Annotated in this window: 20 protein-coding genes; 4 read left to right on the top strand and 16 right to left on the bottom strand. The window is 63.8% G+C overall.

From position 1 onward, the window contains the following. Positions 1–253 precede the first annotated feature (253 nt). The 9 genes from ABDV78_RS17815 to ABDV78_RS17855 form a co-directional block, all read right to left on the bottom strand. The gene (locus ABDV78_RS17815; RefSeq protein ID WP_343528822.1) at positions 254–1,192 is read right to left on the bottom strand and encodes a fumarylacetoacetate hydrolase family protein; all 939 of its coding nucleotides are present in this window, start codon (positions 1,190–1,192) and stop codon (positions 254–256) included. A 5-nt stretch (positions 1,193–1,197) separates the two neighbouring features. After that, positions 1,198–1,992: a cyclase family protein gene (locus ABDV78_RS17820; protein ID WP_343528823.1), complete on the bottom strand. Its 795-nt coding sequence runs from the start codon at positions 1,990–1,992 to the stop codon at positions 1,198–1,200. Continuing rightward, complete coding sequence (locus tag ABDV78_RS17825; protein WP_343528824.1) at positions 1,989–3,146, bottom strand: alpha/beta hydrolase; 1,158 nt, start codon at positions 3,144–3,146, stop codon at positions 1,989–1,991. The genes ABDV78_RS17820 and ABDV78_RS17825 overlap by 4 nt, the downstream gene beginning before the upstream one ends. A gap of 5 nt (positions 3,147–3,151) precedes the next feature. Next, positions 3,152–4,054, bottom strand: coding sequence for a VOC family protein (locus ABDV78_RS17830; protein ID WP_343528825.1), 903 nt, complete (start codon positions 4,052–4,054; stop codon positions 3,152–3,154). A 64-nt stretch (positions 4,055–4,118) separates the two neighbouring features. Further along, positions 4,119–6,437: a TonB-dependent receptor gene (locus ABDV78_RS17835; RefSeq protein ID WP_343528826.1), complete on the bottom strand. Its 2,319-nt coding sequence runs from the start codon at positions 6,435–6,437 to the stop codon at positions 4,119–4,121. A 122-nt stretch (positions 6,438–6,559) separates the two neighbouring features. Further along, a complete protein-coding gene (locus ABDV78_RS17840; protein ID WP_343528827.1) occupies positions 6,560–7,012 on the bottom strand; it encodes a nuclear transport factor 2 family protein in 453 nt (150 codons plus the stop codon). Further along, positions 7,009–9,357 (bottom strand): glycoside hydrolase family 3 C-terminal domain-containing protein, encoded by a 2,349-nt coding sequence (locus tag ABDV78_RS17845; RefSeq protein ID WP_343528828.1) that lies wholly within the window; start codon positions 9,355–9,357, stop codon positions 7,009–7,011. Before ABDV78_RS17845 ends, ABDV78_RS17840 begins: the two co-directional genes overlap by 4 nt. Beyond that, on the bottom strand, positions 9,354–9,920 hold the full coding sequence (locus tag ABDV78_RS17850; RefSeq protein ID WP_343528829.1) for an NAD(P)H-dependent oxidoreductase: 567 nt from the start codon (positions 9,918–9,920) through the stop codon (positions 9,354–9,356). The genes ABDV78_RS17845 and ABDV78_RS17850 overlap by 4 nt, the downstream gene beginning before the upstream one ends. 4 nt (positions 9,921–9,924) lie before the next feature. Next, positions 9,925–11,028 (bottom strand): LLM class flavin-dependent oxidoreductase, encoded by a 1,104-nt coding sequence (locus ABDV78_RS17855; protein ID WP_343528830.1) that lies wholly within the window; start codon positions 11,026–11,028, stop codon positions 9,925–9,927. Between the two features lie 128 nt (positions 11,029–11,156). Between ABDV78_RS17855 and ABDV78_RS17860 the strand changes: the two genes are divergently transcribed. The 3 genes from ABDV78_RS17860 (at position 11,157) to ABDV78_RS17870 (ending at position 14,243) form a co-directional block, all read left to right on the top strand. Beyond that, positions 11,157–11,825, top strand: coding sequence for a TetR/AcrR family transcriptional regulator (locus tag ABDV78_RS17860; protein ID WP_343528831.1), 669 nt, complete (start codon positions 11,157–11,159; stop codon positions 11,823–11,825). A gap of 91 nt (positions 11,826–11,916) precedes the next feature. Next, positions 11,917–12,546 (top strand): gluconate 2-dehydrogenase subunit 3 family protein, encoded by a 630-nt coding sequence (locus tag ABDV78_RS17865; protein ID WP_343528832.1) that lies wholly within the window; start codon positions 11,917–11,919, stop codon positions 12,544–12,546. Continuing rightward, on the top strand, positions 12,546–14,243 hold the full coding sequence (locus ABDV78_RS17870) for a GMC family oxidoreductase (protein ID WP_343528833.1): 1,698 nt from the start codon (positions 12,546–12,548) through the stop codon (positions 14,241–14,243). Before ABDV78_RS17865 ends, ABDV78_RS17870 begins: the two co-directional genes overlap by 1 nt. 131 nt (positions 14,244–14,374) lie before the next feature. Here the strand turns inward: ABDV78_RS17870 and ABDV78_RS17875 are convergent, their stop codons facing one another. From ABDV78_RS17875 to ABDV78_RS17885, 3 genes are read right to left on the bottom strand one after another with little or no spacing between them, the layout of a single operon-like run. After that, positions 14,375–14,749: a DUF6379 domain-containing protein gene (locus ABDV78_RS17875; protein ID WP_343528834.1), complete on the bottom strand. Its 375-nt coding sequence runs from the start codon at positions 14,747–14,749 to the stop codon at positions 14,375–14,377. 12 nt (positions 14,750–14,761) lie between these two features. Further along, positions 14,762–15,766: a TIM barrel protein gene (locus tag ABDV78_RS17880; protein WP_343528835.1), complete on the bottom strand. Its 1,005-nt coding sequence runs from the start codon at positions 15,764–15,766 to the stop codon at positions 14,762–14,764. Positions 15,767–15,797: 31 nt separating this feature from the next. Then, entirely contained in the window at positions 15,798–17,030 is a 1,233-nt protein-coding gene (locus ABDV78_RS17885; protein ID WP_343528836.1) for an MFS transporter, read from the bottom strand. 107 nt (positions 17,031–17,137) lie between these two features. Here ABDV78_RS17885 and ABDV78_RS17890 point away from each other — a divergent pair, with 107 nt between their 5' ends. Then, positions 17,138–18,550, top strand: coding sequence for an MFS transporter (locus tag ABDV78_RS17890; RefSeq protein ID WP_343528837.1), 1,413 nt, complete (start codon positions 17,138–17,140; stop codon positions 18,548–18,550). A gap of 21 nt (positions 18,551–18,571) precedes the next feature. Here the strand turns inward: ABDV78_RS17890 and ABDV78_RS17895 are convergent, their stop codons facing one another. Genes ABDV78_RS17895 through ABDV78_RS17910 form a run of 4 tightly spaced genes read right to left on the bottom strand, consistent with a single transcriptional unit; the run spans position 18,572 to position 22,643 of the window. Then, positions 18,572–19,495, bottom strand: a complete 924-nt coding sequence (locus tag ABDV78_RS17895; RefSeq protein WP_343528838.1) for a sugar phosphate isomerase/epimerase — start codon at positions 19,493–19,495, stop codon at positions 18,572–18,574. Continuing rightward, positions 19,495–20,472 (bottom strand): sugar phosphate isomerase/epimerase, encoded by a 978-nt coding sequence (locus tag ABDV78_RS17900; RefSeq protein ID WP_343528839.1) that lies wholly within the window; start codon positions 20,470–20,472, stop codon positions 19,495–19,497. The genes ABDV78_RS17895 and ABDV78_RS17900 overlap by 1 nt, the downstream gene beginning before the upstream one ends. 56 nt (positions 20,473–20,528) lie before the next feature. Next, entirely contained in the window at positions 20,529–21,830 is a 1,302-nt protein-coding gene (locus tag ABDV78_RS17905; protein WP_343528840.1) for a glycoside-pentoside-hexuronide (GPH):cation symporter, read from the bottom strand. A 39-nt stretch (positions 21,831–21,869) separates the two neighbouring features. Then, positions 21,870–22,643: a TIM barrel protein gene (locus tag ABDV78_RS17910; RefSeq protein ID WP_343528841.1), complete on the bottom strand. Its 774-nt coding sequence runs from the start codon at positions 22,641–22,643 to the stop codon at positions 21,870–21,872. Positions 22,644–22,933 lie beyond the last annotated feature (290 nt).

Below are 22,933 nucleotides of genomic sequence, written 5' to 3' on the forward strand. Positions count from 1 at the left end.
GAACGACGAATGGGCAGTGCAGCGAGGCCGCTACATGACACTGGAAAGCGTCGCGCAGTTGAGCGATGATACCGCCGTCACGCTGCCAGCCATGGCCGCCTGACCATCCCGGCCTGGCCGGAGATCGATGCGGCTACGCCGCCAAAGCTACACCACCCCGTGGGGCACGACCCACAAGCGGCGGACAGAATGGCAGATTTGCGGGCTTCGTCGATGATTACCTCGGGTGCTGCGAGAAAGGTGTGGCCGTCGGTCATGCCCGGACGACGCGCTGGTCGATCGAACCGAAGAGCGGCCCCGCCCGCATCGTCACCCGATCCCCGAAGGACAGGAAAGGCGTTCGCGGCGCTCCGCCGTCGATCATCTCGATCGCCCGGCGTTCGGACAGGCAGGTGGAACCGACCCGCTCATGCTCGACATTCGACACCGTGCCCGAGCCGATGATCGTTCCCGCCGGCAGATCACGGGTCCGCGCGGCGTGCGCGATCAGTTCGTGGAAGCCATGGGCCATCTCGTCGCCCACCGGATTTCCGAACCATGCCCCGTTGATCTCCACCGTCAGCGGCAGGCAGACGCGACCGTCGTGCCAGTCATCGCCCAGCGCCTCGGGCGTGATCGCGAAGGGGGCGACCGAACAGGCGGGCTTGGCCTGGACCCAGCCGAATCCGGTCTTCATCTCGACCGGCGCGATTGCGCGCAACGACCAGTCGTTGAGGAGCAGAACCAACCGGACATGGCCAAGCGCCTCGTCCGGCATGCACCCCATGGGCACATCGCCTGTCACCACCGCGAACTCGCCCTCGAAGTCGATGCCATCGGCCTCGCTGGGCAAGGGCACATCCTGCGTCGCAGAGAGGAAACGGTGCGACATGCCCTGATACATCAAGGGCTTGTCGGTTTCGATGGGCGGCAGGTTGAACGCTTTCTGCATCAAGGCGCCATGCGTCGGGAAGGCCGAGCCATCCAGCCATTGCCAGGCGCGCGGCAAGGGTGCCAGCAATGTGGCGCTATCCAGCGTTTCTCCTTCAACGTCGACCCGCCCCGCCAAGGCGCACAGAGCGGGTTCAACGCGCGTCCAATCGTCCAGCGCCGCCTGCATCGACATGCCTGCGGGCAGGCAGCGGCAGCCGTCAGTCGACACCATCACCAAGGTACCATCCCGGCTACCATCATCCCAGGTCGCAAGCCGCATCGCGATCAATCCTCGAAGATGGCGACGGCGCGGCACCAGCCTGCCGACCCGCCCTTCACCTTGACCGGCAAGCAGGAGACGGTGAAGCCGATGGACGGAAGCGTGTCCAGCCTGGTCAGCTTTTCCATGTGGCAATAACCGATCTCGCGCCCGGCCTTGTGCCCTTCCCAGACCAGCGAATAATCGCCCGTCTCGGCGACGCGGGCGGCGGTGTGGCTGAACGGTGCGTCCCAGCTCCAGGCATCGGTGCCGGTCACGCGCACGCCGCGCTCGGTCAGGTACATGGTTGCCTCATATCCCATGCCGCAACCACGTCCGAGAAAGTCGGGCTGCCCCAGCGCCGCGCCTGCGCCGGTATTGACCAGCACGATGTCTAGCGGTCGCAATGCGTGGCCGATCCGTGCCAGTTCCGCCTCGACCTCGGCCGCCGTTACGACATGGCCATCGGGCAGGTGTCGGAAGTCGAGCTTCACGCCCGGCTGGAGGCACCATTCCAGTGGAACCTCGTCGATGGTCAGTGCACGCCTGCCACCACCGCCCAATGCCTCGTCCATCGTCGGATGGTAATGCCAGGGGGCATCGAGATGCGTGCCGTTATGCGTGCTGAGCGTCAGCATCTCCGAAGCCGCGAAGCCCTCGCCCCCCGCCATGGCCTCGGCCGTGATGCCGGGGAAGAACAGCGCGGCCTCCGCCACCGTCTCGCGATGGGTCTGCCGTGTGATGCTGGGGCGCATAAAGGGTGGGTCGGTGATGACCTCCGGGTCGATCGCGATCGACAGGTCGACGATGCGGCGCCTCATGCCGTGTGCCCTCCCAATGTCTCGGAGAACCAGTCGGAAATCAGGTCGCGGCCATAGGCCATGTTGTCCGCCCCGACATGCTCGACGCCGCCCTCACGCGACGTAAAAATGACCTTCTCGCGACGCGGCGAATTCACCAGTTGATCGTAAAGGTCATCGGCATATTTCACGCTGATCTGGCGATCGTTCGCGCCGTGGGTGACGAGGAACGGCACGGCGATCCGGTCCATATGGCCGTTGAGGTTCATCGCCTCCGACTTGGCGAGAAAGTCGTCCTGATCCTTCGCGCCGAACGCCCAGTGGACATGCGCCCAGTAATGCGGAACGGGGTTTTCGCCCTCGCGCGCCATGCGCTTGTCCTGAACCTCGCGCCAATTGTGGTTTGCTCCCCATACCGCACCGCTGGCGAAGCGAGGCTCATAGGCGACCGCGCGGGGAGCGAAGTGACCGCCTAGCGAAATGCCGGTCATGCCGATCCGCATGGGATCGACATCGGGCTGCCGCTCCAGCCAATCGACCGCCGCGCTGGCCCAGTGTTCGCTGTGCGGGTCGACCGGCAGGTCCTGAAGCCGCAACGCCTCGCCGGAGCCGGGCTGGTCGACGCACAGGGTCGAAATGCCGCGTCGGGCGAGTTCGTGCGGCAACCGCGTCCAGTAGAGCAGTTCCTTGCAGCTATCGAGACCGTTGCAGAACACGACCACGGGCTTGCGGCCGTCGCCGGGCGCGCGGGTATAGAGCGCGGGCATGGTACCGACCGTCAGCGGGATTTCGACGCGCTCCCGGTTCAGTTGCCCCAGCACCGTCGACCGATCGAACGCATCGCGCGCCCGCGCATAGGTTTCGCGGCGGCCCGGTTGGCCATGGCCCTGCATCCGTTCGGCGGTGATAAGATAGAGGCTCGCACGCTCCAGTTTGTTGGAAGCCGACAAGGCCCGCCCCTTCGCCTGGTCCTCGGCGGCCAAGTCGATCAGCTTGTCGCCCATCGCCGCCCAGGCCTTCATGAACATCGGCGTCCCGGCATCGGCGCCGCTCGCCGCCGCGTCCTTGATCGGCTGGCACATATCGATGATCTCACCGAGCTGCGCGCCCGACTCCATCGCGATCGCGACCGACAGATTCCAGATGTAATTGGGAAAGGGTTCGTAGAGCGCCATCGGGCTTACACCGACACCGGCTGGAACAACCCGGCATCGGGCTTGGGATGCGGCATGGTCTGTGGTCCGCCGACGCCGATGCCCCATTGGTCCATCGTGCCCGGGCCGGGGACATGCACCTGATGCTCATGGGTTTCGAAGTCGACATGCTCAAGTTCCGAGGTGTATTCGACCGCAAACCCGTTCGGCGTCGTGAAGTAGCTGAAGGTGTTGTTGCCCGCCATATGACGGCCCGGGCCCCAGCGTATGTCGGTCCCCGCCTGCTTCAGTCGACGGATACCCGCCATCATGTCGTCGACGGTAAGCATGTCATAGGCGACATGGTTGAGGCAGGGCGGCCCCGGCAGGATCGCGAGGCGATGATGCGCCGAATTGCAGCGCAGGAAGCACATGAAATCGCCCAGCCAATCCGACACGCGAAATCCAAGGACGTCGGTGAAGAAGGCCACCATCGCCCCGTGATCGGGCGAATGCAGCACGATATGGCTAATCTTCTGCGGGATGCCTTCCCAACGGCTGAGCGTACGCGGCGTGCGGCGTTCGACATCCGTCGAAATCTCGAAGGGCAGACCGTCGGGCGAGAAGAAGCGGAAACCATAGCCCCCGCCCATCGTCGCCAGCGCGCGCGGCGCGAAGATGATACGGCATCCGGCATCCACGACCTTGTCGTGCAGGGCATCGACATCGGCGCGGGTATCGGCGGCCAGCGCGATGACGTCGATACGATTGGCGTCGTCCTGCCGCAGACGGACGACATAGGCCTCGTCATGCCCCTCGGCGGCGAAGTGATACAGACCGCCCTGCTCGCCTGCCTCCACCAGTTTCCAGTCGTCGCGATAAAAGGCGCGCTCGGCATCAAGGTCGACGACGCCATAACCGACGTAACGGATCTCGGTCACTCTTGCCATGTCATGCTCCAGGGGCTGAGGCGTTCCCCGGCGGTGACACTCCGCCCCGCCAAGGAAAGGATCGTCAGAAGCGGAATGTGCCCTGCACGCCATAGGTGCGCGGCTGGCCGAAATTCCAGTTGTAGATGTTGATGCCGCCGCCGGTGAATCCGGCATAGGTCTTCACCCGATTGTCCTCGAGATTACGGACATAGCCCTGGATGCTGAACCGATTGTTCGGCATGTTGAGTTCCAGGCTGAGATCGGTGGTGGTGAACGCATCCACTTCGTCGCCCTTGTAGTTGAAGGCGGTGAGGAAGTAGCGCGACTTGAACCGGCTGAAGCCGTTGGCGACCAGCTTGTACCCGTCACCCAGTTCGATCGTCTTGGTATAGTTGATACCGATCGTCCATTTCGGGGCTTGCGGGGCGACATTGCCCGCCAGATTCAGTGTCAGGCGCGCGACATTGGAGGCGGGATTGGCCAGCGTCGGGGCCGGGATGCCCGCGAACTGCTGCAACCGCGCATCGATGTAATTGACGATCAGGCTGACCCGGTCGTTCGGCGACAGGCGAACGGCGGTGTCGGTTTCGATACCCCAGACCCGGCTCTTGCCCGCGTTGAAAGTGCGAGCGCCGACCGTGGTGTCGATATAGACCTGAACCTGCTGGTCCTTATAGTCGTAATAAAAGGCGCTTGCGTTGAATTCGAGGTGGTTGCCCATGAAGCGGTTCTTTGAGCCAATTTCGTAAGCCGTCAGATTTTCCGCGTTGAACGACCCGACCAGATCGAAGCCGCCGCTTTTGTATCCGGTGCTGACCTTCGCGTAGAGAAGGTTATCGCGGGCGGGCTTATATTCGACACCGGCCGTCCAGGTGACCTTGTCTTCCTTGTAGGTCGGATAACGAATCAACGCCCCGGCCCCGCTGCCATCGGCGGGCGGCCGCGCCATAGTCGGCGAACGGTAGAAACCGTAATTGATATACTTCGCGTCCTTCTTGTCATCCGTGTAGCGAATGCCGCCCGTGAAGCTCAGCCTGTCGGGCACGACCCAATAGGTCGCCTGGGCGAAGGCCGACTTGGAGTCCGAGGTGACATAGGGGCGATAGAAGAAATTCGCGAAAGCACCCGCCAGAGGCAGATAGAGACCACGGGCGATAATCTGGTTCTCGTGGAAATAGAAACCACCGACCTGCCAGACAAACTGGCCCTGCGTACCGCCGTTCAGACGGACTTCATGGCTTTGCGTGCGCGTGTCGTAGCGATCGTTGTAGAAGGTGAACAGTTCCGGCAGATAGCCATTTTGCGGGATGACGGCCTGGTTGTCGACATGGCGATAGCCGCCGATATAGCTGAGCGTCGCGCCGCCGAAATCATAGGAGACGCGGCCGCGCACCGCATATTGCTGGCTCTTGAAGCTGCCCATCCGGCCGAGGGGGAAGCTGGCGGGATCGAAGCCCTGCGGCACGTCCACGAACGACGGGACCTGGCGCTGGGCCAGCGTGGGATAGGTCGTGGGCGAGGCCACGGACGCGGGCAGTTCCGTTACGCCGGGGGTCGTCCCGCTGACGGGCAGCCCATATTGCATCGGCCCGGTCTGGTCGATGTCGACATATTCGCCCGCGAGATAGACCTCGAGCGCACCGGGAGCGAACAATATGCTGCCGCGAACCGCATCGACATTGGCATCGTCGCCGCGCCCCGCCGGGCCGTTGTTGACATAGCCGTCATGCTGATTGTGCAGTCCGGCCACGCGGATCGCCAGCGTGTCGCCGATCGGCACATTGACGGCGCCCGTCGCGTAGATCGCGTTGTAATTGCCATAGCCCGCCGTCGCCGAGCCCTCAAAGCTCTGGAGCACCGGCTTGGCCGCGACGATGTTGAGCGCACCCGCCGTCGAGTTGCGGCCGAACAGCGTCCCCTGCGGCCCGCGCAGGACTTCGATCCGTTCCAGGTCGAAGAAGTTGGCGTTCAGGCCGACCGGGCGATTGATATATTCGCCGTCGATCGAGACGGTCAGCGCCGGATCGGCGCTTTCCGAAATATCCTGGCTGGATACGCCGCGGATCGCGATCTTGGTAAAGACCGAGTCCGGGGTGATACCAAGATCGGGGGCCAGACGCTGGAGTCCGCTGACGTCGGTCACTTGCGCCTTGGTCAGGTCCGCGCCGCCGATCGCGCGAATGGCGATTGGGGTATCCTGCAACCGGGTCTCGACTTTGGTCGCGGTGACAATGATGTCCTCGGAATCGAGACGATCGTCGGACGTGCCCGCCGTCGTCTTATTGGCCGACGTCTGGGGCGTGGCACCCGCCGGATTGGCAATCTGCGCAAATGCCGGGTGGGCCACCCACATGGCGGTGGTGGTAAGCGCCGTGGTTGCGACGCGACGGAACGTCATCATACGATCCCCTCTCCTTCATCGGAGGCGTACCCGCCCCTCGTTTAGAACTAGAATGATTGTTCTGTTTATTGTTCGAGTCAAGCGTCGATCTGCGATCGCGCTCGATTATTTTGCGTCGTCCGTCAGAACATCGGATGCGGATTGCGCGAGCTCGCGGGCACGGGTTGGATGACGTCCCAATGCTCGACGATCTTGCCGTCCTTCAACCGATAGATATCCGCGACTGCGCCACCGGCGGAGGCCGGATCGGTGCGACCATGCAGGTGGATGACCGCCATATCACCATCGACGATGATCCGCTTTACGTCGAACCGCGCATCTGGTGCCGCGAATTTCGGGGCGAGCGCGGCAACCGCCGCTTCCCGTCCATCGACCAGCCCCGGATTATGCTGGATATAGTCGGGCGCGACATAGCGTTCGAATGCCCCGGCCACGTCGCGCCGGGTATAGAAGCGGTCGGCGAAATCGGTGATGATCGCGCGGTTGCGTTCGGTCGGCGTTGCGCCCGATCCGGCGATCGCGGCCGGAGCCAGGAATGGCACCGTCAAGACAAGCGCACGCAACAGGGCCTTCATAGCGTCACCTCTACGGTGAAGGGCAGATCGTCGCTCGCCCGACCGACCGCCAGGACCGCACGATCAACCGCATCGCGCCAACCATGATCGCCCCAGATGCGGAACAGACGTGGCTCCGGCCTCACCCGGACGGTCGCGGTTTCTCCAGCAGCCAGTATGACCTTCGCGAAGCCGACCAAGGCGAATTCGGGTTCGTGACGATAGAGCTGCACGACTTCGCTTCCGGCGCGATCGCCAGCGTTGCGCAGGCGGACCAGGACGTCGCCGCCTTCGGCCTCGACGCCCAGCCACTCGAAACGGGTATAGCCCTGCCCCGCGCCAAAGGCATAAAGCGGCGGCGTTCCCCGCGCCTGCAGTCCCCGATAACCAATCAACACACCATCGTCATAGGACAAGTCACCCTGCCCGTTCGGCTGGAGCGACAGGGCGGGATAATCGGCCTCGTGCCGCGCCAATGTGACCGGTAAACGGCCGCCCGGTTCCAAATCACCTGCCAGCACCGCCGCCAGCGCGGGCCCGAACCCCTCGCCCGGATACCAGGCGGATATCAGCGCCGATGCCCGGTCGCTCCATGTCGCATCAAAGGCATGACCGATATTGGCGATGATCGCGGTGTTCTGATTGGCGGCGCAGATCGCGTCGATCAGCGTGCGCTGCTCCGGCGCGATCGCCGTATCGGGGCGATCCTTGCTCTCGACGCTGGAATCGGAGGTTTCGCCGATCATCAGCATCACCGCATCGGCACTGGCCGCCGCCGCGACCGCGCGCGCCAGCATCGCCGCCGCGCTGTCCGGGCCGCGAATGCCATACCAGAGGCCGTGTACGCGGGCGCCGTCATAATGGAAATCGACCTCGACCAGCACCCTTTGCCCGGCGGTGAGCATCACCTCGGCGCTTTCGGCATCACCGCGCTTGAGCGACCCCATGACGTCGGACGCCGCCATCCGCTCGGGCTGTTCGATCAGCGACCGGCCATCGACTTTCAGCTTCACCGCGCCAGTCGCACCGACATAGAAGCGGTGGGCACCATCCGCGACGGCCGTGAACCAGCCACTGGCACGAATAGCCGCCGGACGGTCGAACACCCCCTGCTCATGGACGCCAACGAACCAGACGAGCGAGTTGGTGTCGCGCACCTCCAGCCCGATGGGTGGGCCCGACAGATCGCCATCGGCGAAATATTCGACCGTCATGCCCGGCCCCTCGCCCCGCACGGGCTCGACCGGCATGGCGGGCAGGCGCGGCTGCGGGTCGACGCCGGGTTCATAGACGATCTCCGCCGCCCCGGCATATCGCGCCATGATCGCCTCTAGGGGCCGCGCCGCGTCGGGCGAGAGCGCGATCTTGGCAAAGGTCCCCCCCTGATAGCAGGGCGCGGCAGCATTCGGGCCGATCACCGCGATCCGGCGATGCCTGCCCGGCGTCATCGGCAACAGCCCCCCCTCATTGCGAAGCAGCACCATACCGGCCGCCGCCGCCTCGACCAGCAAGGCATCGGTATCCTCCTCAGGCGCCGCTTTCGGACCGGACCAGCGGCGGGCCGCGCGGGCCACCCGCTCGGCGGCATCCGCCACCCGCTCGGCCGCAACCTCGCCCGCCTCGACCGCCGCGACGGCCTTGGCACCGACAAAGCGTGCCGGCCCCGGCATCTCCAGGTCTAGCCCGCCGTTCAGGCTGCCTGCGGTCGAATGCGTTCCGAACCAGTCACTGATGAACGGGCCCTCAAAGCCCCATTCCCGCTTTACGATGGTCGAAATATGGCCATGCTCGGCGCACCAGTCACCATTGACCCGGTTATAGGCGGTCAACATCGCCCCCGCCCCGGCTGCCGCGCAAAATTCGAAGGGCAGCAGATAGATTTCGCGCAGCGTCCGCTCATCCACCACCGCGTTCATGCGGTCGCGATCAGTCTCGCTATCGTTGCAGACCAGATGCTTGACGCAGGCGCCGACGCCGGTCGACTGGAGCCCCCGCGTCCACGCCGCTCCGGCCAGGCCGGTCAGCAGCGGGTCTTCAGAAAAATATTCGAACGCTCGCCCGGCCAATGGGCTACGCGCCATGTTGACATTGGGCGCAAGAACGAGGTCGACGCCCATGCGGATCGCCTCGCCACCGACCAGAGCCGCGACCCGCGCGATCAGCGCGACATCGAAGCTGGCGCCGAGCGACGTTGCGCAAGGCGATAGCCGCGCGACGTCGCGTTCGTCGACCTTGCCGCTGGCGATGCCCATCGGCCCATCGCTCATATGCAGCGACGGGATACCCGCCTCTGGGATCGCGACCGACCGCCACATGGCTGCTCCGGCGGTCAGGCTTGCCTGCTGTGCAAGGGTCAGGGCCGTCATGCGACCGGCTCCAGATGAAAGGCCATGATCTGCCGCGCCTGGGTCGCGATCTGCGCCGCCACGCTTTGATCGACGATCGCGCCGGTGCCGTCGAACGGCTTCTGCGCGATCGAGTTGATCGCGATCCCCGCCGGGGTCGGCCAGCCGCGCATGGCATGGACGATCCCGCGCAGCGCCGCCAGCGTGACGCCGCCCGCCTGCCATCCCGCCGCCGAGACGATCAGCCCCACCGGCATGCCGTCGAAATAGACCCGCTCGTCCCCGCGCAGGTCCTCCAGCAGATCGATGGCGTTCTTCACCACGCCCGAGACGCCGCCATGATAACCAGGCGTCCCGATCACCAGGCCATCCGCTTCGCGAAGCGCGGCGACGAAGGCCGCCTGTTCCGCCGTGCGCTCGGGACGCTCCGGGTTGAAGTGCGGCAGCGTCGCCAGCGCCGGACCATCGAACATGGTGGTCTTCGCCCCGATGCGTTCGCACTCCGCCAGAACCGAGCGGACCAGCATCTCGCTCGACGAACGGGGTCGGAAGGTGCCGCCGATCCCCACGATATGCCGCGCCATCGGATCAGGCCTTCTTGAACGCAGGCATGACCTTTTCGGACAGCAGCCGCAGCGTCTGGTCGCCGAGCCGCAGCCGTTCGTCGGTCAACGGCCCCGTGGTCGTGCCGCACAGGATATTGCCGATGCCCAGTTCCTCATAGGGCTTGAGGTGTTCGATCACCGTCTCGGGCGAACCATACAGGCACCAGGTGCCGATCCAGTCCTCGGTCAGTGCGTTGGGCGTGCGGTCGGTCTTCTTGTTGGCCTCGTTCGACTCGGCGCGGGCATTGAATTCGGCCTCGCGCTCGATCGCGTTCTGATAGGCGCGCAGGATGGTCATCATCTCGTCGCGCGCCTGCTCGTCGCTGTCGGCCAGATGGACCAGCTGATAGGTATGGGTCGTCCAGTCGAGCGCCCGGGCGATCTTCTCCGGGCTGTGCCCCGCCTCGTCCAGCATCGCGCGATAGGCACCGAAATATTTGGCGACGTGCTTCATCGGCTCGGTCCCGCCGATCTGCGGCGGGGTGAAGGCCGGGATGAAGGCAGGCCAGGCGTTCTCGGCGGCGCGCCGCGCGCTCGCTTCCTTCATCGCCACCGGCATCAGCCGCGCATGCCCCTCACTATAGGCCGCAGGCGCGATCCGTTGCAGTACGCGGCCCTGGTGCGGACCGTTATCGATCTCGACCGCGGGATCGTCCATCGTTTTGGCCCAAAGCCGTTCGGCCAGAGCGAGGTTCTTTTCCGAGATGGCACCCGCATCGCGGTAATCGACGCCGAAGCCGATCATCTCCTCGGGCGTGGTACCCGAGCCGACACCCACCAGCAGCTTGCCGTCGGTCAGTTGGTCGAGGATGTTGATCCGCTCGACGAAGCGCACCGGGTGATGCAGCGGCACCGACGTCACCGAAAAACCGAAATGCATGTGCGGGAATTTCGCCGCCAGATAGGATGCGAACATATAGCTGTCGCTGGCGATCGGCATGTAGCCGTTGAAATGGTGATCGGGCATGAAAAGCGCATCGAAGCCAAGCGCGGCGGCACGCTCCGCATGGCGGGTCAGACCGTGGATCAGCGCGCGATCCTCGTCAGGCGCCATGGACCGTGCGTTGAGGAATACCGAGAAACGCATCCAACCTCTCCCTTTTATCATGCCCGCCCTGTTCCGGCGCGTTGCCGCATTGATGCGGTTCGTCTAAAATAAAATTAGAACTGTAATTCTGATATGATGGCCCCCTATGGGCTGTCAATGGGGTGTTGATGGATATCGAGACGATCTTGGCGAAGGCGCGTGCGCCCCAGCAGGGCCGCAGCAAGGCGAGTTTCGAGCGGATGCTGGCCACCGCGGAGGAACTGATGACCCAGCGCGGATCGGACGAATTCACGCTGAACGAGGTCGCCAAGCACGGCAAAGTGTCGATCGGTTCGATCTATTGCCGCTTCGATAGCAAGGACGATCTGGTCCATGTCGTGCAGTTGCGGGTGCTGGAACGGGTGGATGCCGATATGCTGGCCGCGATCGCCGACCTGGCTGCGTGCGGTGGCGGCTTGATCGACATGGTGTACGATCTGGTCGAATCGGTGGCGGAAGTGTTGCGGCGCTATGCCGACGTGATGCGTCCGCTGATGCTACGAGCGAGCGCCGATCCGGTCATCGCGGCCATCGGCAAGCGCAGCTATGGCCGCGCGAGCGAGGCGGTGATCGCCGCGCTGCTGACCAATCGCGACTCGATCCGCCATCCCGATCCCGAGCACGCCGCCGATGCGGGTTTCCGCATCCTCTACGCCTCGATCGCGCGCTATCTCGGCTTCGGTTCGTCGATCGATGCGGCGGGCGAAGGCGACTGGACCGAGTTGAAGTCTGATCTGGCCGACATGCTCGCCGCCTATCTCTCGACCAGCCCCAAGGCGCGCCCGGCCCGCGCTTAGCGCTTGCGCCGCCTTCCAAATCGCCTTACTAGAATGATAGTTCTAATTAAAACCGCTGGGACAAGCGGCATGGGCGAGGATGAGGGACGTCATGGCCGATACGGGCTTGGCTCGGCGCGAGATATTGGGAGGCGCGGCGCTGTTCGCGATGGCGGTGGGCATTCCCGTCGCCGCCGTCAGATGGACCGACACAGCAGAGGTCGTCACCGACCGGCAGCGCGCGCTTCTGCGCGACGTCGCCCAGCGTGTCCTGCCCCGGACCACGACCCCCGGCGCTGGCGAAATCGGCGCGCATGAATTCGTCATCCTGGCCCTTGCCCACGGGGTCGATGGAACCCGCGCCCCCGCCGCCGGGGCGGCGCTGCCCGCGACCATCACCCGCCATCAACGCCGGGACGGAACGATCGACTATCTCGACTGGCTGGAATGGCAGCTTGATGCCGCCACGCGCGGCGATTACCTGGCCGTCACCCCGGCCCGGCGAGAGGCGGCGGTCGCGGCGATCGACAAGGCGGCCTTTGTCGATGCGGCACCCGATGCGGTCGAATCCCCCTGGCGCAAGCTGAAGGGCCTGATCCTCACCGCCTATTACACGTCCGAGATCGGCGGCTCGCGCGAGTTGCAATATGAACTCGTCCCCGGTCGGTGGGACGCCGACATCCCTTACATTCCCGGAAGCCGCGCCTGGTCGAGCGACTGGACCGCAGTGGAGTTCAGCTAATGGCGCAACATCCCGTTTTCGACGCCATCGTGGTGGGTTCGGGCATCACCGGTGGCCTCGCGGCCAAGGAACTGACCGAGGCCGGGCTCAAGGTCCTGATGATCGAGCGTGGGCCGATGATCGAACATGGCAGCGGTTATAGCCGCGAGACACTGGCGCCATGGGATCTGGAATTTCGCGGGGTCGGCGACGCCGAACTCTATGACAAGGATTATGCCGTTCAGCGCAAGAACCGGCACTTTACCGAGTTCACCCAGGACCATTTCGTCAACGATCGAGAGAACCCCTACACCACCGAAGGCGAGACGGAGTTCAACTGGTGGCGCAGCTATCAGTTGGGCGGGCGGTCGCTGACCTGGGGACGGCAATGCTATCGCTGGTCTGACTATGACTTCGAGGCCAATCGCCGCGACGGCCATGGCACCGACTGGCCGATCCGCTACGCGGATCTCGCACCCTGGTACGACAAGGTCGAGGAGTTCATCGGCGTCGCGGGCATGGCGGAGGGCCTGCCCCAGCTTCCCGACGGGCGCTTCCAGCCGCCCATGGCGCTGAACGCCGTCGAGCAGCACGCGCGCGAGGTGATCGGGCGGCAATGGCCCGGCCGCCGCCTGACCATCGGGCGCAACGCCAACCTGACTGAGGCCAAGCCCGACCAGGGGCGCGCGGCGTGCCAATATCGCTCGATCTGCGCGCGCGGCTGCTCCTATGGTGCCTATTTCTCGACGCAGAGTTCGACGCTGCCCGCCGCGCAAAAGACCGGCAATCTGACGCTCGTCACCGACGCGGTGGTCGAGGCGGTCGAGCAGGACCCGGCAACCGGCCGCGCCACCGGCGTCCGCTTCATCGACACCAAGGACGGCACGCGCCAGCGCGCCCATGCCCGGATCGTGTTCCTGAACGCCGGTTCGTTCAACAGTGTCGGCGTGCTGCTGCGCTCGGCGAACGAGGCCAATCCCCACGGCCTTGCCAACTCCAGCGGCGTGCTGGGCACCCACATCATGGACCATGCCCAGACGGTCGCCGGGATCGCGGTCATGCCGGGGTTCGAGCAGCACAGCTATTTCGGCAATCGCCCGACCGGCGTGGTCATCCCGCGCTTCCGCAACCTGGATACGATCGACGGCAAGGGGCATACGCGCGGCTTCTCCTATCAGGGCGGTGCATTCCGTGCGGCCTGGACCGGTGGCAAGCGAAGCGCCGGCGTGGGCAAGGATTACAAGGACGGGCTGCGTGAGCCTGGCATGTGGCGGATGGTGCTGGTCGCCTTTGCGGATTCCATGCCGCGTCCCAGCAACCGCATCACGCTCGACCCGATCGTCAAGGACGCCGCGGGCCTCCCCGCCCTGCGCATCAACTTCTCACATGGAGCGCAGGAACATGCCGCACTGGCCGATGCCAAGGCGGAGGCCGCCGCGATGCTGACCGCCGCCGGAGGGCATGTCATCATGGGCATGGACACGCCCAATCCAGGGGGCTCGGCCATTCACGAGATGGGCGGCGCGCGCATGGGGCATGATCCCCGGACGAGCGTGCTCAACAAATGGAGCCAGGCGCATGACGTGCCCAACCTCTTTGTCACCGACGGCGCGCAGATGTCGTCCTCGGCCTGCCAGAACCCCTCGCTCACCTATATGGCGCTGACCGCGCGGGCCTGCGCGAATGCGGTGTCGATGCTGAAGGAAGGCGCGATCTGATACCAAATTGCCAGACATGAAGATGCAGGGGGCGGCCTTTCGAATGGGGACCGCCCCTTTTCTCTGCGAAGATGAAGGAGCGGGCACAAAAAAAGGGGGCTTCCCTATCGGAAGCCGCCCCCATCATGCGTTCAGCGCAGCGTCAGCGTCTTGGCGTCCTTCGTCGTCGGTACGAACGGCAGGTAGGAAATCCGCATCGTCTCGGCCAGTTCGATGCGATGATCACCCGGTGCCAGCCCCCCGGCCCACTTCACACCAACCAGCGCCTTCTCGCCGAAGTTCCAGCGGTCGCCATATTCGGTTTCCATCTCGTCCAGCGTCCAGGTGCGGCCCCGCAGCGACAAGGTGATGTCCTCGCGCGGCACTGCTTCGCCATCGACGCTGACCGCCACATTCTCGATCATCGACAGGCCCAGGCCCCGATAATAGGGCAACCGCGCCTCGATGGTGAAACCGCTATCGGTCGTCTTCAGGCTGTCTTCCACGATCATCTTGTTGTCGAACATCGGTCAGGTCCTTCAGGCGGCGATGGCGTTAGTGGCGGGTGCGTCGATCAGTTGCTTCAGCATTTCCTGATGGCGACGGACCTGCTCGACCGAGTCGACCTCATGGGCGTCCTCGATCCAGCGATTGCCCTCATATTCGGAGCAGATATAGCCGTCGTAATTCCCCTGCTTCAGAACCCGCACAATCTCGTCATAGGGGATGCTGGGTTCGACCAGATTCTCGTCCATCTGATAGAATTTGCCATGCACATTGTGGATACGGTGCATGTAATCGAGCATCCGCTTCGGCTCGAACGCGGCATTGTGGCGCAACGTCTCCGCCATCGCGATCGCCGGGCCGACACCACCCATCTCACGCACGTTCAGGATGACATATTCGCTGAGAACCCGGTCCTCATAGGCCTTGGTGATATAGTCGGCGATATTCTGGGGCACGCCGTTGCGGATGAAGCGCTCCTTCCACACCGGTGGGAACTGGAACAGGAACATGCCCATGTCGGGCAGGAAGCCCAGCGCGTCGCTGCCCGACTTTTCGAAGGCCTCGGCATGGCGGACGATCCAGGGATGGTCGAAGTGCAGCGGCGCATGCACCTCGATCAGGATCTTGATCCCCTTTTCCTCGGCATAAGGCGCGGCGGCGACCAGCACCTCGGGCGCGATCGCCACCAGCGCACGGACATATTTCACGCCCAGCCTTGCGGCGAAGTCGATATCCTTGCGCACGCTCGCAACCTGCTCGGCGAACGGCATTTCGCGGCCCTTGTAGCGTTTATAGTCGAGCATGAAGTCATGGCAGACCGGCACCGCGTCATATTTATTGATCAGGTGATGCCACTCGGCGATCTTCTCGTCGGCGACACCAGCCTCGGGCCAGCCCCAGAAGGTCTGTTCGCCGATCACCTCGATCCCATCGGCTCCGAAACCGACGGTGCTGCGGATGCAATCCTCCAGCGTCATTTTGCCGAGGAAGGTTTCGTTCTGATAGCTGTAGAGGCTGACGCCCCGCTTGATCGTCATGGCATATCGTCCTGACTAAAAGGAATAGGGATCAGGCAGCGGCCGTGGCGGCGGACGTATCGCCGTCACGGCGAGGTGCCGCGATGAGGAAGGCCGCGACCGCGCCGACGACCCCGGCGGCGCCCATGATCAGGAATGCCGCCTGCATCGTACCCGCCTGGGTACGGAACATCGAAACCAGGAATGGGCTGGAGAACTGCCCGAAGAAGAAACAGGCCGTCCACACGCCCATGCCGCGACCGCGATGCTCGAAGGGCAGCTTGGTCTGTGCCCACGCGATCAGGGTCGGCACCGCCATACCCGCGCCGGTCTGCTGCACCACAAGGCCTGCGATCATCCAGCGCCAGTCCGGCGCCAGACCGATCGTGGCCAGTCCACCGCCGATCAGCGACAGGAAGATGCCGAGTTGCACCACGGGACGCGCCCGACCTGTCGCCCAGAAGATCGCCGAACCCAGCATCACGAACAGGCTGGGGATGAAGGTCAGCTTGCTAAGGTCCTGCGACGACTGGATACCGACTTCGCGGAACGCCATACCGCCATTGATGATGAAGACGTAGTAGAGGGCAGAGGCGAACAGGGTCACACCGCCGATCATGGCGACCGACGCCATCGGGAACGGGGTACGCGCAGGCACCTGACCGATGCCCAGCATCTTGCGCGCCGTCGCATCGCTCTGCGGCTCATAAAGGAACTTCACCGCCGCGATGAAGATCGGGAAGGCGACCAGATAGATCAGGAAGATGCCGTTCCAGCGCAGGCCGGTCAGGAAGCCCGAAGCCAGAATGACGCCGCTGGCCAGGAACGGCCCGGCGAGCCCCTGCATGGTCAACCAGTTGCGCCGCCCCTTCTCGTCCCAGTAATCACCGATCAGGGTGTTGAGCGTGGTCAGGATCACCGCCTCAGACACGCCCAGCAACAGCCGCGAAGTGTAAATGCCGTTAAGGCTGTCGAGGAAAAATGGGGCAGCGCCGAACAGCGCATAGAGCAGGGTTGCGGCCAGCATCAGTTTTCGTCGCCCGAAGCGATCGACCAGAATCCCTGCAAACAACGCCACCACCGCGATGGTAAGGCCCGGTGCCGACACCATGGCGGGGACCTTCCAGGGGGCGGAAGGGTCGGCCGAGAAATGGTCGATGATCGATGGCACCGCCGGAAACAGCGACGCGATGGCCAGGATCGGCAGGAAGCCGGCGGTAATGACGGTGATGCCCTGACCGATGCCGGGTCGGCGCATCTCGGGATTCTCTGGTGTCATGACCATCGGCTTCTCTCCCAATCGATTCGCCGCTCTTACGGCTTAATTAGAACTTGCATTCTGATAATGGGTATCGCCATGACATGCCACTCTGTCAAGCAAGGATCATCACGGTGGCGACACGCGCGGTTTCGGATCGATTGAGCGAGCGGCAAAGGACGCTGGCGTTCGCGACGGTGCTACTCGCCTTCGTCATGGACGTCGCGGATTCAACCATCGTCAACACCGCGCTGCCTGCGATCCAGCTCGGCCTGGGAGCCTCTGATCGCGCCATGCAATGGGTCGTGTCGGGCTATTTCCTGACCTTTGCAGTGCTGCTGGTCGTGGGCGGTCGCTTGGGCGACCTGTTCGGCTATGCGCGGATGTTCGCGATCGGCGTGGCGGGGTTTTCCATCGCATCGCTGGCATGCGGACTGGCACAGGACGCGACGACGCTCGCCATCGCGCGTTTGTCGCAAGGAGTCGCCGCCGCGATCATGGCGCCGCAGGGTGTGGCGCTGATCCAGCTTCTTTACTCGCCGACCGAGCGGATCGGCCGCCTTGCCGCCTTTGGCGTGGTCGGCGGCCTGGCCGCGATCGGCGGTCCAGTGCTCGGGGGTTTGCTGATCCAAATCAACCCGCTTGACCTGGGCTGGCGCAGCGTCTTCCTGATCAACCTGCCCTTCGGTGTTCTGGCGCTGATCGCGGGGCTGACGCTGCTGCCACCGGGGCGCTCGGGCCATGCGCTGCGTATCGACGGGCCGGGATCGCTGTTGCTGTTCCTCGCGCTCGGTACGCTGCTGCTGCCCCTGATCGAGGGGCGCAGCGCGGGCTGGCCGTTATGGACCGCCGGACTGCTATTGATGAGTGCTTGTCTATGGTGGGGCTTCTGGCGCTATGAAGGCTGGCGGCGTATCCGGCTGGGGTCGGCGCTGATCGAACCATCGCTGTTCCACGATCGCAGTTTTCGGATCGGGCTGGCGACGACGGGCGCCTTTGCGATCGCCTCGGGCGGATTTCTGCTGACCTTCAGTCTCACGCTGCAACAGGGGCTGGGCTACAGCCCGGTCGATGTCGCGCTGCTCCACATACCCTTCGGAATCGGGGTCATGGCGGGGATCAGTCAGATCGGGCGCAAGGCCCTTCCCGTCCATGGGCGTCGTGTGCCGATGACGGGTGCGATCCTGATGGCGCTGGCCTGTTCGGCAACCGGGCTCGCCGTGTACATCGCCCTTCCGAGCGTGGTCATCGGCGTGATCTTGTTATTCGCGGGTGTCGGCATGGGAACACTTAGCGGTCCGCTGGGCCCGATCACCCTGTCACGGGTCGATCGCAATCATGCGGGTGTCGCGGGGGCCATGCACAAGACCATGCAGCAGATCGGCGGCGCGATGGGCACCGCACTGATCGCCACTGTCTATTTCTCGATGACGGGCGATCATCGACCGCCCGTCACTGCCTTTTTGATCGCGACATTGGTCGTGGCGGCGGATCTGCTGGGCATCGCGCTGCTGCTGGCCCGCCTGCCCGAACGATTATTCGATTGAGGGGGCACTTGCGCCCCCTCCTCAGTCGTAGATGGGCCGCAGTTCCTTATCCAGATGATATCGCGTCAGTGCCATCGACGCGAGCAGGTCCGGCGACCCATCATATTCGACCGACATCCAGCCCTTGAACTGATATTTCCTCAACAGGTGGTACAGGCCCTTCAGGTCCAGCTCACCCAGGCCGGGCTCCCAGAACCAGCGCGTGCCGTCATCGGTGATCTCCGGGTCCTGGGCATAGCGTACTTCGTCGGGTTGGCGGATCGATGCCGTATCCTTCAGGTGGAAGGTGCTGATCCGGTCGTGATAATCCTCATAGAAGGTCAGCAGATCCTCGCCCATGATCGCGACCTGCGCCGTATCGATACAATAGTGGACGAGCTTGGGATCGGTGCTTTCGATGAATTCCCTGTGGTTGGGCAGATTGATGGCGCAGAAGAACTCATTGTGCAGGCCTATCTTGACGCCGTGGTCGGTTGCATAGCGCCCGATCTCGTTGATCGTCCTGGCGCATTGCTGAACCTGCTCGCGCGTCAGCGGACCCGATCCGTAATAGTTGTTCGTCGGGCATGTGTTCATATAAGTGCCGCCGAACTTGACGATCGTGTCCACGGCCTCTCGTCCCGACCGCACCGCTTCCTCGAAATGGTCGGCGGCATGCGAGGCATGGGCGCCGTGGAACATCCCGATCACCTCGACGCCGCGATCCTTCGCGAAGGCGGTGAACGCCTCGGGCGAACCGAACAGCGGCAGGATGTCGGCCAGGTCCCAAGGCGCAATCTCAATGCCGTCGAACCCAAGCGCCGACTGGTATTTCAGGATCGTGTCCCAGTCGGAATAATAGGCGGAGTTCGTCTTGTCCTCATAATAGAAATCGCGGAAGTTCTCGATCTGCCGATAGGGGATCGCCTTCCAATGGCTCATATTGGCGTAGCGGATATTGGGCATTACAGGGAACTCCGTCCGGCTTGGTCCGGCAGTTGGTTGAGGAAGGCGCGGGTGCGCAGCAGGGCGCGAAACGGATCGCGTGTCTGGCGGGCGCTGCAGACGACCGGTCCGTCATAGCCCAGACCGTCCAGCAGATGGACGATCTGCGACAGATCGACCGATCCGGTTCCGGGATCGCGAAACACCTGCGTCGCACGTCCGGCCGGGAATTCCGGGTTAGGGCTTTTCCAGGTCTCGTCCGTATCAACGAAATCGGTATCGGCGAGGTGCACGCAGCCGATCCGTTCGATATGTGCGCCGATGAAATCGACGGGTGCAACACCCGCGATCGTCAAGCTCGCGGTATCGACGTCGAGCATCACGCTTTCGGGCAGGGTGTCGAGCAGCTGGACGATGCGCTCACCCCGGAAAAGGCTCCAATATTCGTTCCGCAGCACCAGCGTCACGCCCGCCTCTTGCGCCTTGGCGGCAAGCCCCTGAAGCAGCTCGGTTACGCGCGGGACGATATCGCCCATCTTCGCGTCCAGATCGGGGTGATAATGCGTCATCCGCCCGTAAAAGGCGGACGGGCTGATCGCAAAATAGTCGGCGCCGAGGTCGGCCGCATGGGCAAGCGCCTCGCCCGCAAAATGGCCGCTGGCACCGAAGAAGAAGCCCAGATTGTCATTGCGCATGAACAGATTGGGATCGAAGGTTACACCGACGACCCGGTCGATGCCGCTTTGGCGCAGCACGTCCCGATATTTGGCGGCGCTCTGATATTTGGTATTGATGCAGTAGCGGTTCATCGGAACGCCGCTGCGGCCGCCAAACTGCCAAACCGGCTCATAGGGAATCTCGATTGCGCGAAAGCCGCTCGCGCTGATCAGTGGATATAGCTCCTCCCAGAAATATTTGCCTTCATACCGGTTTCGGTTCGGTTCCTGATAATGGCGGTTGATCAGATCCAGGCTGATCCCGATCGTGTCTTTGTTCATGACGGTTTCCATCGTTTTCAAGGGCGTGTCGCGGCGCGACATCCCAATGTGCGAGACTAGAGCTTGGCCGGTCCCGTCCGGGGCCAGCAGAGGACGACGAGCGTCTGGACGGCGAGCACCGCCACCGCGCCGCCGCTATAGGTCCAGCGGATGGCCTCGCGCGCCGCATCGCTGACATGGCCGGGGGCATAGTCGAATGCGCCCAGCACATAGGCGAAGCCCGCCGTGCCCAGCGCCATGCCGAGCTTCGTCGAAAGGCTGATGCCCGCCGATAACAGCCCTTCGCGACGGGTACCGAACTTCGCCTCGTGGTAATTCACCGTTTCCGCGATCATCGCATAGGTCGAGGTGATCGTGATCGAGGTCGAGAGGCAGCCCGCGATATAGAATCCCAAAAATACCGGCACATTGCCCTGAACGAAGGGCAACGCCCCGAACAGCACCGCCGCGATGGCGAGTGCCGCCGCCGTGCCGTTGCGCAGGCCGGTACGCGTCAGGATCGCGGGCGCGACGAAGGCAGACAGAAGGAGCATCCCTGCGACCGTGGGCAGCATGACCGAGATCATCCAGGGCCGCTTCATGACGTCGATGGCGAAATAGGCGGTGGCGGCCATCATCATGCCGAAGCGTGCGAAATAGAGCAGGCAATGGAAGAAGACGACCAGCCAGGCACGGTTGCGCAACATCTCCCCTATGGCAGGAAGAATGGCGAAGCCCGGCGGGGCATCATCCTCATACCGCTCCTGGCAGTTGCGAAAGAGCGCCAGCGTGCAGATCAATCCCACGCAGGCGAACAGCACGGCGACGAGCGTGAACCCGCGCTGCTGATTGCCGCCGCCGAGCACGCCGACCAATGGCATGACCGCCGCCGTTCCCAGCACGACGCCGGTCGCGGTGCCGACCGAACGCAGCCCCGACAGTCGCAGCCGCTCCTTGCCGTCCAGCGTCATCATCGGCATCAGCGCGGTATAGGGGATCGCCTGAAGCGACATGACGATACCCAGCGCCTTGAAGGTGACGAAGGCGTAGACGAGCTGCGCGCCTTGGCTCCAGGCGGGCATCGAGAAGACGGCAACGGTCAACAGCGCATAGGGAATGGCCGTGACCAGGAAATAGACGCGGGTGCGCCCCCAGCGGGTGCGCGTCTTGTCGACGCCGATGCCGACCAAGACATCGACCACAGCGTCCAACAGCCGCGCGACCAGAAACACCGTGCCGACCGACGCGGCGGGCAAGCCCACGACATTGGTATAGTAGAACAGCAGGAAACCGCTGGCCATGTTATAGGCCAAACTGGTTCCCATGTCGCCAAAGCCGTAGCTCAGGCGCTCGACGAAGCCCAATTCGCTCTTTTGCATGACGATGACCCGTTCAGGACGTTGAGCAGCGGATCGGCGTCAGTCGGCCAGCGCTTCTTGCGAAAGGGCCAGCGATTGCACCATGGGCAGCGTCGGAAAATATTCGAGACCGATGGCTCCGGTATAGCCGAGATCACGCAAGGTCTGCGACACCGCCTTCCAATCGACGGTGCCGGTTCCCGGCTCGTTGCGGTCGGGCATGTCGGCGACCTGGACATGGGCGACCAGTTCGATACGCCCTGTGAGCACTTCGCGCATGTCCTCCCCCATCACCGCGCTGTGCCAGACATCGTACAGGAGACGCAGGTTCGGACTGCCGACCGCCTCGACCAGGTCCAGGCCGAGCGTGGTGCTGACCAGATACATGGTGGCGAAAAGCCGGGTGTTGAGCGGTTCCAGCAAGAGCATGACGCCCGCCTCTTCCGCGGCATCGGCGGCGGCGCGCAAGGCGGCCACGGCATTGGCGAAATGATCCGCCTCGCTCATGCCCTCCACCCGGAAACCCGAGGCGACGATCAGGGCGGGCTTGCCGAGCTTGGCGGTGGCCGCGATGGTTTCGCGAACGGCGGCAACCATCTCCGCGCGCTCGGCGGGATCGACGATCGAGCGGCGCGGATCGACGCACAGGCTGGTCAGCCGCATTCCCGTGTCCGAGAGCGCCACCGCGAGCGCATCGATGGGCTTGTCACGCCAAAGGTGGAACTCGGCCAGCTCGAACCCGGCCGCCCTGGCGGCGCGAAGTCGCGCATCCAGCGTACCAGCTTCGGCGAACTGCCATTCAATGCACGACGATAGTGAATAGACCGCAGACACAGGACCCTCTCCCATTCTACGGCCCCGTGGTGCGTTCGCACTCGTATGCCTGGCGAGTGGATCCCCGCTATTTTGTTTCCCGATCAGTCCTTCATTTGACCAGCCAATGCAAGCCGAATGCGGCTCGTTCGAAAGAAATGAAGCGAATGGGATTCAGACCCTTCCTAGATGTTTGATCCCAGGCTTTGATGGTGCATTATTCACGAGCGAGTGGAAGGATGCACTATGGGCCAGATACTCCATGGGAGCGCCACGACGACTGAGGCAGTCCGTCGAGCGATACAGCATAG

It is taken from the genome of Sphingomonas sp., assembly GCF_039594485.1.
GTDB lineage: Bacteria > Pseudomonadota > Alphaproteobacteria > Sphingomonadales > Sphingomonadaceae > Sphingomonas.